Below are 13578 nucleotides of genomic sequence, written 5' to 3' on the forward strand. Positions count from 1 at the left end.
TACCAGCGTGGCACGAGAGGGCGACGTAGCCAACAGGCAGTACACCAAGGCCAGTTGGAGGATCTACGCGGGCTATCGGCCCTGGAGACGGGCGGCGGCCTCCCTGATGGCCGGCAGCTCGGCGGCCAGGGCCGAACCCGGGCAGTGCGTGTAGTAGCCGTCGCTGTGGCCCGACACGGCCTTGAGCAGGGCACTTGTGCCCGCCGGGAACTTGCTCAGGCTGTGTGTGGAGACCAGCCGCACCGTGGAGCGCGGATCGATGTCCGACATGCCGAGCTTCCAGGCGACGAGCACCGCGATGGAATCGGTCATCGGCTTGGGCACCGGCATGCCCGCGGTGAAGGTGCCGATCGCGGCGATGCCCGCCGTGCGCCGGTTGAAGCCCTGGGTGTGCGCGCCGACGACGGGGCGGTCGGCGCCGCCCGCGCGCCCCTCGTAGATGGTGCCGCAGCGGTCGACGAGGAAGTTGTAGCCGATGTCGTCCCACTGCCGGGCGTCGGCCTGGCCTGCGTACAGATTGCGGATGACGCGCGGGGCGTCGGCGCAGTCGTAGCCGTTCGGGGAGTCGGTGTGGTGCACGAAGACCGCGTCGACACGGTCGGCGTAACGGGCGGGCGGCCGGGTGTACGCAGCGCCGGCCAGCCAGTTCGCCCGGGACATGATGAGCGGGACCTCGGTCTGCGCACCGGACGCCCGGCGCACCGGAGCGGCGGCCGCGGGCATCATCGACCGGTACAGGGGCCGGTCGGCCCGTACGGACCCCGCCGGGTCCACGGTGGTGGCGCACAGCAGCAGGAGCCCGACGGCCGCAGCTCCGGGCGCACAGCACAGCGCCACACGGAAGACGCGCATGGTCGAACTCTGCTGGTCGCCCCGGACACGCGCCATGCGCGCTACGCCGAACGGGGGGCGGGGCACACCGGCACCAGCGATCAGGACCGCCATGCGCCGAACCCGTCCGGGTAGCCGCCGCGCCCCACCGACCAGTCCATCGCCGAGCCGCTGCGGAACGCAGGGGCGGTCTCGCCCTCCTTCGGCAGCGCGCACTCGGCCCAGACCGTCTTGCCCGGGGCGCCGATACGGACGTACCAGCCCCAGCGGGTGGCCAGGCGGGCCACCAGCAGCAGACCACACCCCGTCTCGGCGTCTGCGGGTGCGGGTGCGGGTCCAGGCGCGGGGAGCCGTTCCGTGCGGGTGTCGGTGACCTCGATACGTACGGTCGCCGCGTCGGCGGCCAGCCGGAGGCGGAAATCCCGCCCGGCGACGTGCCCGTGCTGTACGGCGTTGGCACACAGCTCGGCCACGATCAGCGTCAACGCGTCGTGCACCTCACTGTCGTACGGCACACCCCACTCGTGCAGCCGTAGCGCCGCCAGCCGACGGGCCAGGCGGGCGCCGCGCGGGGTCGAGCTGAAGCGCATGACGAAGTCATCGATGGGGTGGCTGAGTTGTGTGGGAGCTGTGGTGCCGGGGAGGGTCCTGGGCTCACTTGTCATGCCGCCCACGCTTCCGTTGGTGGCGTAGCGTGACCAGTGGTGACGCACCGACGTGCCCGGCTTGTGCGCGCGGGTGCGATACGTGTACTGGGCGCACGGCGTGACGACGGCTCAGGGCCGCGCGTTGGGCCGAGGAGGCGGTGGTGTCGAGTGGAGCACGGTGAGCAGAGCATGGGCGCGGAGGACGCGGGCGGGCCGAGGCCCGAGGAGGAGCCGGGCACGGGTGTCGTCGCCGCGTTCGGACAGCAGTTGAAGCTGCTGCGTACGCGGCGGGGGCTGGAGCGGCCCGAGTTCGGCGGGCTCGTGGGGTACTCGGCGTCAACGGTCGCGTCGTTCGAGCAGGCTCGGCGGATTCCGCCGCCGAAGTTCATCGACAGGGCGGACGATGTGCTGGACGCGGGAGGCATGCTGAAGGCGCTGAAGAAGGAGGTGGCTCGGGCGCAATACCCGGCGTTCTTCCGGGACATGGCGCGGTTGGAGGCGGAGGCGGTCGAGCTGCTGTCCTACGACTCCCATGTGGTCAAAGGTCTCTTGCAGACCGAGGAGTACATGCGGGCGCTACTCAGGATGCGAAGGCCACTCCTGAACGAAGAGACGATCGAACAGCGCGTTGCGGCACGGCTCGCGCGACACGAATCTTCAGCAGATGGCCCGCCCCCCTGCTCAGCTTCGTACTTGAAGAGTCCGTCCTGCGTAAGCGGCTTGGCGGCAAGGCAGTACAGCAGGGGCAACTTGAACAGCTCCTACTCATCGGCCAGCAGCGGAACGTAGAAATCCAAGTGGTGCCACTCGACTGCGAAGACAACGCGGGTGTCGACGGGCCATTCACCCTGATCACACGCAAGGGCGGTGACCAGCTGGTGTACGCGGAGGTTCAGGGGCGCAGCAGCATGCTGACGGATCGTGAGGACGTGCAGCTCGCAGCCGCACGTTATGGGATCATCCGATCCCAGGCTCTCACTCCGCGAGAGTCACTGCGATTCATCGAGAAGTTGCTGGGAGAGCTATGAACATCGCTAGGAACTTGGCCTCCCTTCCGGAGCTCGCCTGGTTCAAGAGCAGTTACAGCGGTGCCGAAGGCGGCGACTGTGTGGAGGTTGCAGCCACGGCGGAGGCCGTGTGTGTGCGGGACTCCAAGGTCACAGCTGGGCCGGTCCTGACTGTCTCGCTCAAGACTTGGGCGAAGTTTGTGGGCGTCACTGCCGGCCAGACCGTGACCTGAGCGAGCCGCACCCAGCACGAGAGCCCTGCCACCCTCTTGGGACGGCAGGGCTCTCGGCCGTCTCCGGGGTTATGCCTCGCCCTCGGGCCGGATGACACCTTGGTCGTCCAGGCGGGGGCGGATCTGCATCGGCTCGGTCGTCTCCGGGTCCGAGGGGCGGGGTGGTTCGGGGCCGTCCGGGCCGGTGCGCAGCATGCGTTCCACGCGGCAGACGCGGAAGGTCTCGCCTCGTACGGCGACCTCGTTCGACCGGGGCGCTGCCTTGAGGCGTTCGGCTGCTCGCGCGTAAGCCTTGGTGGTGGCGGTGTCGAGGTCGTACATCTGGGGCCAGATTTCGGCCAGGCCGTCCAACAGGACGCGGCGCACGTCGTGCGGGGTCGGCTGGATGCGGCTGCAGGGCCGCCAGCCCTTGCCCACGCGTTCGATGAGGCCGAACCCGACGGGGAGCAGGATCAGTTCGGGGTGATCGTGGACCGCCTGCCGGGATTCCGCGCGCATGGTGGGCGGGATGTGCTCTCCCTCGTACGAGAAGTCCTGCAGGCCGAGCCGGGCAGCCTCCGCCATGAGGCCTTGCGTGCGGCCCGGGTCGAGGACAAAACCGCGGTCGGGTAGCGCGCTGTCGTGACCGGGCGGACGCTTCCAGGAACGGTCGGTGGGCTCGCGGTCCGTGGGGCGGGGCGGCTCCGGACCGCTCTCCGTGCCGCAACGTGCGTATTCGTCGCCGCGCACCATGCGGTAGCGGATGCCGAGCACGGTGAGCTCGTTGATGCGTTCGCGCTCAAGTGCCCCTACTGCGGCGAGGAGTTCACGGCGCTCAGCGGGAGTCTCCGCATCGTCCTTCGCCTTGAACCACAGCAGGGAGTTGAGGCTGTCCCGCGCATCCTGCGGAGCCCCCTCGGTCACCGCTTCGACCAGCCGCCACTGGGCATCGGGCTCCGGCCCGAGAGCGGCCACGCCAAACACGGCCCCGCGCGGCCACACGTACGGGTAACGGTCCGAGGCGTCGAGAGCGTCCATCTCACGGACCATGGCCGACGGGTCGTCACGACGCAGCAGTTCGGCGCCGACCTCGTCGATCCGTTGCTTCCAGTCATCACGCATATACGCATTGTGGTCAACGGCAAGTTCCGGCGTCAGGCGGTTCGGCGATCTCAGCTCCCTCGTTTTCTCCCTCGTCGACGGCCAACCTCCAGTCCGCTTCCTACTCACACCCGCACCCGTCGAAGTCACCGGACACCACCTACCCCACGCGGAGGTCAAGGCGACCGGCGGCTTCGCATGAATGATCGAGGTTAGGATCACTCAAGCGGCTCGTGGGGCACCGGTATTGACGTACGGAAAGGGCGGGCGAGCCAATGGACGAACCCCGTCTCCGGGCGAGCCATGACAGATTGACCGACCTTGCCAATGACCTCGACGACATGCAGGGCTACCTGAACAATCAGGTCAAGCGCATGGACGAGGTCGTGGACTCCATCGAGGCAGGCTGGCGCGGTCCCGCGGCCGACGCCTACCGGTCCCTTCACCGGGACGCGGCGAAGGACGCCGTACGCATCCGTGAGGTCATGAAAACGCTGGCACAGGCCGTTCGCCTGAGCCGGGACGGCTTCACGGAACAGGAGTTGGACGTCTTGGAGCGCTTCCGGCGGCTCCAGGGCTCGATCGACGTGGACGCCGAGGCGGATGCACTCTCCACTCCCCATACGCTCGCCGGGGTGCCGGCCCCGCCGAAGCCGCACAGCGGCCTCAGCGACTTGTGACATCAGGGGGACACCCATGTCGTCGGACGACGACCGCATAACAGTCGGCTTCGCGACGCTGAGGTAGTGGGGAAGGGGGTGGGGTTGGTCCTGAGCTTCGACATCAAGACCGTCCTGAATCTGGACACGGCCAGGCTGAACCAGATCGTCGACAAATACACCACCATCCTGAACGGCCTCACCACGCGCAAGGGGCGGACCTGCCACGGCAAAGCGGCCGAATCCATGGCCATGCATTTCGGACCCTGGGCCGTATGGGTGAGAATGACGCACGATGCGAGCGATCCCACCCTCCGAGCACGTCTCGGCGGACTACTCACCCTTCGCGCACCTGACCGCCCCCGACTCGGTTCTCTACCGTCAGGTGATGTCCGTGTTCCTGGCGGCGAAAGAGCGGTTCGTGGTGCATCTGCGCCCCGAGGACGTTCATGCCGCGCTGCCCGCGGCCGATCGTCCATCGGATCCCGGCACAGTCGTCAGCAAGCTCGACTCCCTCGTGAAGTGGGGCAACCTGCGGGCCGACCCGGACACGGCACGGGTGACGGCCGTCGAGGACTTCTACCGCAAGCGGTTCATCTACCAGCTCACGCAGTCCGGCGAAGCAGCCGAGGAAGCCCTCCAGTCGTACGACACAGCCCTCGGCCGCCGGGGCGCGCTCCAGGCCGTCGCACTGCACGACATCGTCATGCAGCTGCGGACACTGCTTGTACTGAGCAGCGAACCGGACCCGGATCCGGCCATTGTCCATCTCGCACTGGACGCCCTGACCAGTCGTTTCGCCGCGCTCGCTGAGAACGCACGGGCTTTCATGAGCTCTCTCCAGCGGACCATCGACCTGCACGATGTCGAGGTCGAAGTGTTCCTGGCGTACAAGGACCAGCTCATCCAGTATCTGGACCGGTTCATCCACGATCTGATCACGCTCGGCAGCCGTATCGCAGGTCTGATCCTTCAGCTCGACGCCCGCATCGTACCGCTGCTACAGCTGGCCGCCGTCCGGGAAGCCGCCGACGCATCGCCCGAGGAGTCCGCAGGGGCCGAGGCAGAGGCCCACGAGCGGTGGGGCGCCCGCTGGTCCGGGCTCGCTGCCTGGTTCGTGTCGGACGAGGGGCGGGAGTCACAGTCCAGACTGTTGCGGGGGCGGGCGCTGGGCGCGATCCCCCAGCTCCTCGCGGTCGTACGGGTGCTCAACGAACGCCGCTCGGGGCGCTCGGACCGCTCCGCCGACTTCCGTACCCTCGCCCGCTGGTTCGCCGAGGCCCCGGACGACGACGCGCGGCACCGGCTGTGGCGCACCGCGTTCGGCCTGTACCCGTCCCGGCATCTCAGCGTCGACGCCGATACGCTCGCGGCGCGAGCCGCTCACCCTGTCCAGGCAAGCACGTCCTGGGCCGAGGCCGCTCCGCTGCGTATCAGCCCTCAGCTACGACGTACGGGAAGTTACGAACGCCGGGGGAAACCACGCCGGGTCGAGGACCGGACCGAGGGCAGGCGCCGGCTCGCCGAGTACGCCGCCAAGCAGACCGCAGAGATCACGGCGGCCCGCGCGCGGCTGGCGACACGGGGCGAGGCAAGGCTGTCGTCGCTCGGCGAACTCGATCCGCTGGCTTTCGGGCTGTTCCTCCAACTGCTCGGCGACGCCCTCGCCACCTGGCGGCCCGGCACCACGCACACCGTCGCGACCAGCAACGACGGCACGATGGAGATTCGGCTCGGTGTCCTCCCCCGGGCCTTGCCGGCAGAGGTGCGCACGCACGGCGGAGTGTTCCACGGACCGGACCACTCCGTGGAGATTATCGACCTCACCGCCTCCGGCCAGTCACCCCGACCGCCCCAGGAGCTCGCATGACCACCCCACTGACCGAGGTCCTGGAGGGGCAGCACGCCGCCGAGATCCGGCGGGCCTCCCGCGCCCTGCTCAAGGAGCCGCTGCTGCTCGCCCATGGCGCGCGCACCGACGAGTTCCGGCTGGTGCGCCGCCATGCCACGGAGCTGCGGGACTGGTTCGACCGGAACACCGGGTGGCCCCTCCAGATCGACACGGAATCCGCCCGGCTGCGCAAGATCCCCGGTACTCCGGCCGATGCCACCCACCCCGCGAGAGAGACGTCCCGGGCGGCGGCCCCCTTCAGCCGGCGCCGGTACGTGCTCCTGTGCCTCACGCTGGCCGCCCTGGAGCGCGGTGAGTCGCAGATCGCGCTCGGCCGGCTCGCGGAGCAAGTGGTGGTGGACACTTCGGACCCGCAACTGGCAGCAGCGGGAATCGAGTTCACCCTGGAACGGCGCGACGAGCGCCTCGACCTCGCGGCGGTGGTGAAGGTCCTCCTCCACCTCGGGGTGCTGCGGCGGGTCGCGGGTGACGAAGACGCCTATGTGAGCGGTGCGGGCGATGTGCTGTACGACGTGGAGCGCCGGGTCCTGGCCGGGCTGCTCGCGACGCGCCGCGGCCCCTCTCTCGTCCAGGCCGCCGCGTTCGAAGAGCGAATGTCCGAACTGGCCGTCGAGACGGCGCTGGAGAGCGACGAGCTGCGGTTCCGGGCGACCCGGCACCGCCTGACCCGCCGTCTCCTCGACGACCCGGTCCTCTACTACGACGAACTGTCCGACGCGGAACTGGCCTACCTCACCCGTCAGCGTGCCTTCCTCACCAGCCGTATCACCGAACTGACCGGCCTGGTGGCCGAGGTACGGGCCGAAGGGATCGCCATGGTCGACCCGCTCGACGACCTCACCGACGTACGCATGCCGGAGCAGGGCACCCACGGGCACATCACTCTGCTGCTCGCCGAGCATCTCGCGACGGCATCGACTCCGGTGCCCGTCACCGAACTGCGTCGGCGCGTGCGTGAACTCGCCACCGAGCACGGCGGTTTCTGGTCGAAATCCGCCAGAGAACCAGGTGCGGAACCGGAGTTGGTCGAGCAGGCCCTGATGAAGCTCGCTTCCCTCGGCCTGATAGCCCGCACCTCCGAAGGTATCGCTCCTCGCCCCGCCCTCGCCCGGTACGCGGTGGGCGAGACCGTTGTCCTCGAAGCGGGCGCAGCCGCTCCCCGAAAGGCGAAGAAGTGACCGCCCTCCCCGAAGAAGCTGCCGCCGTCCCCTCTCAGGCCCTCCCCTCCCCCGCCCGGGCCCGCTGGCAGCCGCTGCGCATCGGGCTTGTCGACCTCTTCTACTACGACGTCGAGGAATTCTGGTTCCGCGACGGGCGACTGCTCCTGCGCGGCAACAACGGCACGGGCAAGTCCAAAGTCCTCGCCCTCACCCTGCCGTTTCTCCTCGACGGCGACCTCTCCGCCCGCCGGGTGGAGCCCGACGGGGATCCGCACAAGCGGATGGAGTGGAATCTGCTCCTCGGCGGGGAGCATCCGCACGCGGAGCGGCTCGGGTACACCTGGATCGAGTTCGGCAGACTCGACGAGACCACCGGGCAGGAACATTTCCGTACCCTTGCCTGCGGTCTGAAGGCCGTCTCGGGACGGGGCATCGCCCGGCACTGGTACACGGTCACCGACCAGCGCGTCGGCCCGGAGCTGAACCTCCTCGACGCAACCGGCACCGCCCTGTCCCGGGACCGTCTCGCGGAGGCGGTGGCCGGGCACGGCATGGTGTTCGACCAGGCCAAGGCATATCGCAGGGCGGTCGACGAAGCGCTGTTCGGTCTGGGCGAGCAGCGGTACGCGGCGCTGGTGGACCTCCTGGTGCAGTTGCGCCAGCCCCAGCTGTCGAAGCGCCCCAACGAGACCGCGCTCTCCAAAGCGCTGACCGAGGCACTGCCGCCGATGGACCAGGCCGTAATCGCTGATGTGGCGGAGGCGTTCCGTTCACTGGACGAGGAGAAGGAAGACCTGCGGGCCGCGACCGAGGCGGAGCGGGCCGCCACCGCGTTCCTGGACTACTACAGGCGGTACGCGAGAGTTGCCTCGCGCCGCCGGGCCAGGCTGCCGCGCAGTGAGCACGCGCGCTACGAGCACCTCCATCGGGAGCTCGCCGGGGCCCAGACCGAACGGGAAAAAGCCGAGCGGGACCGGGCCGAGGCGGCGGAAAGGATCACGGCCCTGGACGAGACCGGGACGCGTCTCGGCGCCGAGGTCGCGGCCCTTCGCGCGGGCCCCGAGATGCGGAGCGCACGGGAGTTGGAGCAGGCGGCGGACGACGCCTCACGCACCGTACGGGAACGGGACCGCGCCGAGGCCGACCGAGAACAGTCCGCTCAGGCGCACACCAGGGCCTTGGGCCGACTCGGCACCGCTCAGAAGAGGTTGCGCTCGGCTGAAGAACTCCTTGCCGAGACCGCGGAGCGTGCGGCAGCGTCGGCACGTGACGCCAGACTGGACGGCGAGTTGCGTACTGAGGGTGCAGCACTGCCCGAACTGCGGCGTGACGCCGAGGAGTCGGTGGCCCGCAGACGGCGCACTGTTGAGCATGTGGAAGAACTGGCGACGCTCGCGGAGCAGGCGGCGGCGGACCGGACAGCCGCGTCCCGGCGTCTCGACGAGGCGGAGTCGGAGGCCGGGCTCACCGGAGAGCTGCGGGCCGAGGCGGACCTCGCAACGTCCCGAGCGGGCACCCTTCTCCTCGGTCTCGTACGCGAACACCTCGACGCCTGCACCGAATTGAAAGTCCCCGATCCGATCGGCCTGCTGGACAGGTTGCAGGACTGGGCACCTCGGCTGTCCGGCCCCTGTCCGGCACTGGCGGAGGCCTCGGCGGCACATCGGTCATGGGCAGGGGCCCTGGCCGACGAGGCGGCGGCATGGACACGGCTCCGGTCGGAGCTGAACGAACGTCGGACCGGGGCGAACGCCGACTTGGCGGGCCTCGAAGCGGGCGGCCAGCGCGGCCCGGACGCACCCCACACCCGTACACCTGGCGTGCGGGACACGGCTCCCGGCGCACCACTGTGGCGGCTCGTCGATTTCCACGAGGCACTCACGACCGCCGAAAGGGCAGGCCTGGAGGCGGCGTTGGAGGCTTCCGGCCTGCTGGACGCCTGGGTGACACCGGACGGGGCAGCCCTGTCCGCAAACGGTCACGATGTACTGCTGGCACCGGGCACAGGACCCGCCGCCGGGGCGTCACTGGCGCAGGCGCTGCGCCCCGCGGTCGACCATGGGGACCCGCACGCCGCGGCGGTCGGCGATGCCGGGATCGTAAGCCTGCTGGAAGGCATCGGGCTCGGCTCCGGCCCGAACGGAACGTGGGTCGTCGCGGACGGCCGGTTCCGTATCGGTGCGCTGACCGGCAGCTGGACCAAACCCTCTGCCGAGTACATCGGCGAGGGAGCCCGCGAGGAGGCCAGGCGGTCCCGCATCATCGATCTGCGCACCGAGCTCAGCACCATCGAAGAGGAGATGACAGCAGCGAAGTACCAATACGAGGCGGTATCGGCCCGTCGTGAAACGCTGGACACCGAGCTGAACTCCGTACCCGACGATGCGGAGTTGCGACAGGCGCACGCACAGGCGGCAGCCGCGCACGACACGGCCCGCCGGGCGCTCACCCGCCGTGACCAGCGGTCGGACGATCTGACGCGAGCCACCCACGTGGCGAACTCAGCTGAACATCAACTCACCAGTACTGCAGATGACTTGGGGCTGCCGGCGGAACGCTCCGAACTGTCCGTGGTCCGGGCCGCGCTGGCAGATCACGCTGCCGCGCTCGCCGCCCTCTGGCCCGCCCTGCGGGAACGCACCGACGCAACGGGAAATGTGGCACAAGAGCGGACGGAGACCGCCGCCGCAGCGTCCCGGGTCGAGGAACTCGCCGTACGCGCCGAGACCGCGGGCCACGAGGCGGTCGCCGCCGACTCCCGCCACGCCACCCTTCGTTCGACGGTGGGCGCGGCCGTCGCAGAGCTGCAGCAGCGGCTCACCGAGACAGGGCAGGCGCTGCGAGCCTGCGACGAGGAGAAGCAGCGAACCCGCGCGTTGCACACCGCGGCGGACCGGTGGGCGAGCCGCGCCGAAGGCCGTATCGAACAGCTGGAGAGCGACGTCACGGACGTGGCCGAGGCCCGTACGGAAGCAATCGGCGCCCTGCGGCGGTTCACGGCGACGGGGCTGCTCGGCGTCGCACTGCCCGAGGCAGTGGTACCGCCGATGGACGGTGGCCCCTGGGCGGCGACCCCGGCCATCACGCTGGCCCGCACCATCGAGAGCGAACTGGGCACGGTGGACGATTCGGACGGCGCCTGGGAACGGGTGCAGCGCCATCTCAGCGAGGAGTACAAGAAGCTCCAGGACGCACTGTCCCGGCACGGACATTCCGCGTCCGCCCGCATGGTCGAGGACGGCATGGTCGTCGACATCGTCTACCAGGGCCGCGACCGGGCGGTGCCGGAACTCGCGGAGGCCCTCACCACCGAAGTCGGCGAACTCCAGCGCATCCTGTCCGCGCACGAACGCGAGATCCTGGAAACCCACCTCCTCACCGAAGTCGCGGGCACCCTCCAGGAGCTGATCGGCGCGGCCGAACGCCAGGTGGCGGCGATGAACAGGGAGCTGGACGAGCGCCCCACATCCACCGGCATGAAGCTGCGCCTGGTATGGCGGCCGTCCCGTAAGGCGCCGGCGGGGCTCACCCAGGCACGCACGCAACTGCGCCAGTCGGCGGATGCCTGGTCGCCCGAAGACCGTTCCTCGGTGGGCGAGTTCCTCCAGGCGCAGATCGCCCAGCAGCAGACGGACGACAGCGCGGGCAGCTGGCTGGACCACCTCACCTCAGCGTTGGACTACCGCTCCTGGCACGAGTTCGGCATCGAGCGCCACCAGCACGGCAGTTGGGTCCCGGCGACCGGCCCGGCCTCGGGCGGCGAGCGCGCACTCGCGGTGTCGGTCCCTCTCTTCGCCGCCGCCTCCTCGCACTACGCCACCGCGGCAAACCCGCACGCACCGCGCCTGGTCACTCTCGACGAGGCGTTCGCGGGCGTGGACGACGACTCGCGCGCCAAGTGCCTGGGTCTGCTGCATGCCTTCGACCTCGACGTCGTCATGACGAGCGAACGCGAATGGGCGTGCTACCCGCAGGTCCCGGGAATCGCCATCGCCCAGCTGTCCCGTACGGACGAGATCGCGGCCGTACTGGTCACCCGCTGGGAGTGGGACGGCACGAACCGGACGCACGGCATGGAACCGGTCCGCCCCGGCGGCCCCACACCACCCGAGCCGACGGCCCCTGCGCAGGACCAGGGGGCGCTGTGGACCTGACCCCGGAACGGTACAAGATTCCCGCGGAGGCAGCGATCGACCTCCCACGCCTGAATCGTCTGCTCGGCGGCCAGGACACAGCGTGGCTGGTGGAGCGCATACGACGCCGTCTGGAACGCGAGGAGCCACTCACCGCCTCCCTCACACTGACCCGCCCCACTCCCGCACAGCGAGCAGCGGCAGAGAGACTACTGGGGCGACCTCCGGGCTCCGGACGGTCACTGACCGTCCCACTCGCCGCGGTGGACGCGATACTGCGCCACTCAGGTGTCAGCCCAGCCGGCCTGGAGGATGCCGTACTCACCCTCACCGGTCCGGTAACTCCCCGGCGTGAGGTCCGCGACCTGGAAGAGAGCGCCTGGCGACGGGCGTACGCCCCGCTCGACACCCTTCCGCCGCAACTGGCCGAGTGGGCAGGCCGACTGCGCGCGAGCGGGACGGCTCGCCGTCTCGCTCGAACCCCCGAAGCCACGGGCGCCCTCCTTGTCCGTACGGCAGCCGCCCTCCGCGCACTCCCCCTCGCACAGCCCGTGTCCCTCGCCACCTTCGCCGCCCGCACGGCCAACGACGCCCACGCCCTGGACAACGGCAGCCAGCTCGCCACCCTCGTCCTGTCCGGCATCCGCGCCCTGACCGGCTTCCCGGACGGTACGGGAGCCCAGTGGCGGCGCGAGGCATGGGCATCGGCAGGTCTGCTCAGGGACGACCTCTCCTCCACTGTCCTTGTCCTGAACCTGCGCGGCACTCCGGCCCTGGACTGGCACGCGGACACCGGCGAGCCCGCCGTCCTCACTCTTCGCCAGCTCACTTCCCACCCCCCTGCCGCAACCGCTGTCCCACCCCTCGTCCACATTTGCGAGAACCCGGCCGTACTCACAGCCGCAGCCGATGCCTACGGCCCCGGTTGTCCCACCCTGGTCTGCCTCCAGGGCCAGCCCTCGGCAGCCGCCCTCGCTCTCCTGCACCATCTCCATCACCACGGTGCGACTCTGCGCTACCACGGCGACTTCGACTGGGGCGGCCTGCGCATCGCCGCCGGCCTCCTGCGCCAAGTCCCTTGGCAGCCATGGAGGTTCACCGCCACCGACTACCGCACAGCGGCCGCGCGCATCACCCAGGCCCCGCCCTTGGCGGGAACCCCAGCGGACGCTCCCTGGGACAGCTCCTTGCCCCAGGCCCTCACGGAACTCGGACTCCGGTTGGAGGAGGAAGCGGTGCTGGAGGACCTGCTGAGGGACCTCTCCGCCGGGGTGCCGGCGTGAAGCACCGGACTGGGGAGAACGCCATCAGAGCGGATCAGAGGCCGGAGCGGTGAGTGCCTTCTCCTCAAAGGAGGGGGCATGATCAGGACCGACGGTCCGCGCAGACGGTCCCCGCACCACCCCGGCCCACCCACGGATGGAGGCCGTACACGACAAACGCCCGCCCCTGACCAAAGCCAGGAACGGGCGCCGAAGACCGCTGCCCCAAAATTGCGCAGCGCGTACGAAAAGTGTGTCCGAGGACCGACACGCACCATACGCACACGCCGGTGGTGCGGGGCGAATTCCAGCTTCCATGATCGCCACCAGAAGTCGCACGGGCCGGACCTTCGTGTCACGTGAGCTGCCATGCTTTTTTGGGGGTGCCCCGCGTTAGAGCCGTACCCCCGCCCTGCGGACGGGAAATGAACCTTGCCAACAACGGAGCAGTCAGCTTCCACAGTTCATCCGGAACCAGCCGACGAGACAGATCAACGCTTCATGACTCAGCATCATGCCGCACCAGCGAATAGCCACGCGAGACATCCCGCCTCGTGGAGTTGGCTCACTGCGGTGCAACTCGCAGTGGCGGATCCGGTGATCATTCCGTTCGCTTGACCAGTCCGGTCTCGGTCAGGCAGCATCGCGCGACGC

At 69.6% G+C, this 13578-nt stretch carries 9 protein-coding genes and 1 pseudogene; 7 read left to right on the forward strand and 3 right to left on the reverse strand.

All coding sequences use genetic code 11. From position 1 onward, the window contains the following. Window positions 1–72: 72 nt before the first annotated feature. Both ABCR94_RS29140 and ABCR94_RS29145 read right to left on the reverse strand, forming a co-directional pair. Window positions 73–852, reverse strand: a complete 780-nt coding sequence (locus tag ABCR94_RS29140; RefSeq protein ID WP_347123330.1) for a peptidoglycan recognition protein family protein — start codon at window positions 850–852, stop codon at window positions 73–75. 80 nt (window positions 853–932) lie between these two features. Continuing rightward, a complete protein-coding gene (locus tag ABCR94_RS29145; RefSeq protein WP_347123331.1) occupies window positions 933–1496 on the reverse strand; it encodes an ATP-binding protein in 564 nt (187 codons plus the stop codon). 249 nt (window positions 1497–1745) lie between these two features. Here ABCR94_RS29145 and ABCR94_RS29150 point away from each other — a divergent pair. Both ABCR94_RS29150 and ABCR94_RS29155 read left to right on the forward strand, forming a co-directional pair. Continuing rightward, window positions 1746–2506 (forward strand): annotated as a pseudogene (locus ABCR94_RS29150) (helix-turn-helix domain-containing protein). After that, window positions 2503–2718 carry a DUF397 domain-containing protein gene (locus ABCR94_RS29155; RefSeq protein ID WP_347123332.1) on the forward strand — a complete coding sequence of 72 codons (216 nt, stop codon included), beginning with the start codon at window positions 2503–2505 and terminating at the stop codon, window positions 2716–2718. Before ABCR94_RS29150 ends, ABCR94_RS29155 begins: the two are co-directional and overlap by 4 nt. A 69-nt stretch (window positions 2719–2787) precedes the next feature. On the opposite strand, the gene ABCR94_RS29160 is transcribed toward ABCR94_RS29155, so the two are convergent. After that, window positions 2788–3819 carry a DUF5954 family protein gene (locus tag ABCR94_RS29160; protein WP_347123334.1) on the reverse strand — a complete coding sequence of 344 codons (1032 nt, stop codon included), beginning with the start codon at window positions 3817–3819 and terminating at the stop codon, window positions 2788–2790. Between the two features lie 290 nt (window positions 3820–4109). On the opposite strand from ABCR94_RS29160, the gene ABCR94_RS29165 reads away from it, so the two are divergent. From ABCR94_RS29165 to ABCR94_RS29185, 5 genes are all read left to right on the forward strand, one after another. After that, window positions 4110–4478 carry a WXG100 family type VII secretion target gene (locus tag ABCR94_RS29165; RefSeq protein ID WP_521978070.1) on the forward strand — a complete coding sequence of 123 codons (369 nt, stop codon included), beginning with the start codon at window positions 4110–4112 and terminating at the stop codon, window positions 4476–4478. A 274-nt stretch (window positions 4479–4752) separates the two neighbouring features. Beyond that, complete coding sequence (locus tag ABCR94_RS29170; protein WP_347123338.1) at window positions 4753–6327, forward strand: TIGR02677 family protein; 1575 nt, start codon at window positions 4753–4755, stop codon at window positions 6325–6327. Further along, window positions 6324–7547 carry a TIGR02678 family protein gene (locus tag ABCR94_RS29175; protein ID WP_347123339.1) on the forward strand — a complete coding sequence of 408 codons (1224 nt, stop codon included), beginning with the start codon at window positions 6324–6326 and terminating at the stop codon, window positions 7545–7547. Before ABCR94_RS29170 ends, ABCR94_RS29175 begins: the two co-directional genes overlap by 4 nt. Continuing rightward, a complete protein-coding gene (locus ABCR94_RS29180) occupies window positions 7544–11683 on the forward strand; it encodes a TIGR02680 family protein (RefSeq protein WP_347123341.1) in 4140 nt (1379 codons plus the stop codon). Before ABCR94_RS29175 ends, ABCR94_RS29180 begins: the two co-directional genes overlap by 4 nt. Further along, on the forward strand, window positions 11674–12945 hold the full coding sequence (locus ABCR94_RS29185; protein ID WP_347123343.1) for a TIGR02679 family protein: 1272 nt from the start codon (window positions 11674–11676) through the stop codon (window positions 12943–12945). Before ABCR94_RS29180 ends, ABCR94_RS29185 begins: the two co-directional genes overlap by 10 nt. Window positions 12946–13578 lie beyond the last annotated feature (633 nt).

It is taken from the genome of Streptomyces changchenzhani (genome assembly GCF_039766235.1).
Classification (GTDB): Bacteria; Actinomycetota; Actinomycetes; order Streptomycetales; family Streptomycetaceae; genus Streptomyces.

What these genes read in the sequence shown, in the direction of transcription:
- ABCR94_RS29140 (WP_347123330.1), bottom strand. Translation starts at nt 852, where the DNA reads ATGCGCGTCTTCCGTGTGGCGCTGTGCTGTGCGCCCGGAGCTGCGGCC.
- ABCR94_RS29145 (WP_347123331.1), bottom strand. Translation starts at nt 1,496, where the DNA reads ATGACAAGTGAGCCCAGGACCCTCCCCGGCACCACAGCTCCCACACAA.
- ABCR94_RS29155 (WP_347123332.1), top strand. Translation starts at nt 2,503, where the DNA reads ATGAACATCGCTAGGAACTTGGCCTCCCTTCCGGAGCTCGCCTGGTTC.
- ABCR94_RS29160 (WP_347123334.1), bottom strand. Translation starts at nt 3,819, where the DNA reads ATGCGTGATGACTGGAAGCAACGGATCGACGAGGTCGGCGCCGAACTG.
- ABCR94_RS29170 (WP_347123338.1), top strand. Translation starts at nt 4,753, where the DNA reads ATGCGAGCGATCCCACCCTCCGAGCACGTCTCGGCGGACTACTCACCC.
- ABCR94_RS29175 (WP_347123339.1), top strand. Translation starts at nt 6,324, where the DNA reads ATGACCACCCCACTGACCGAGGTCCTGGAGGGGCAGCACGCCGCCGAG.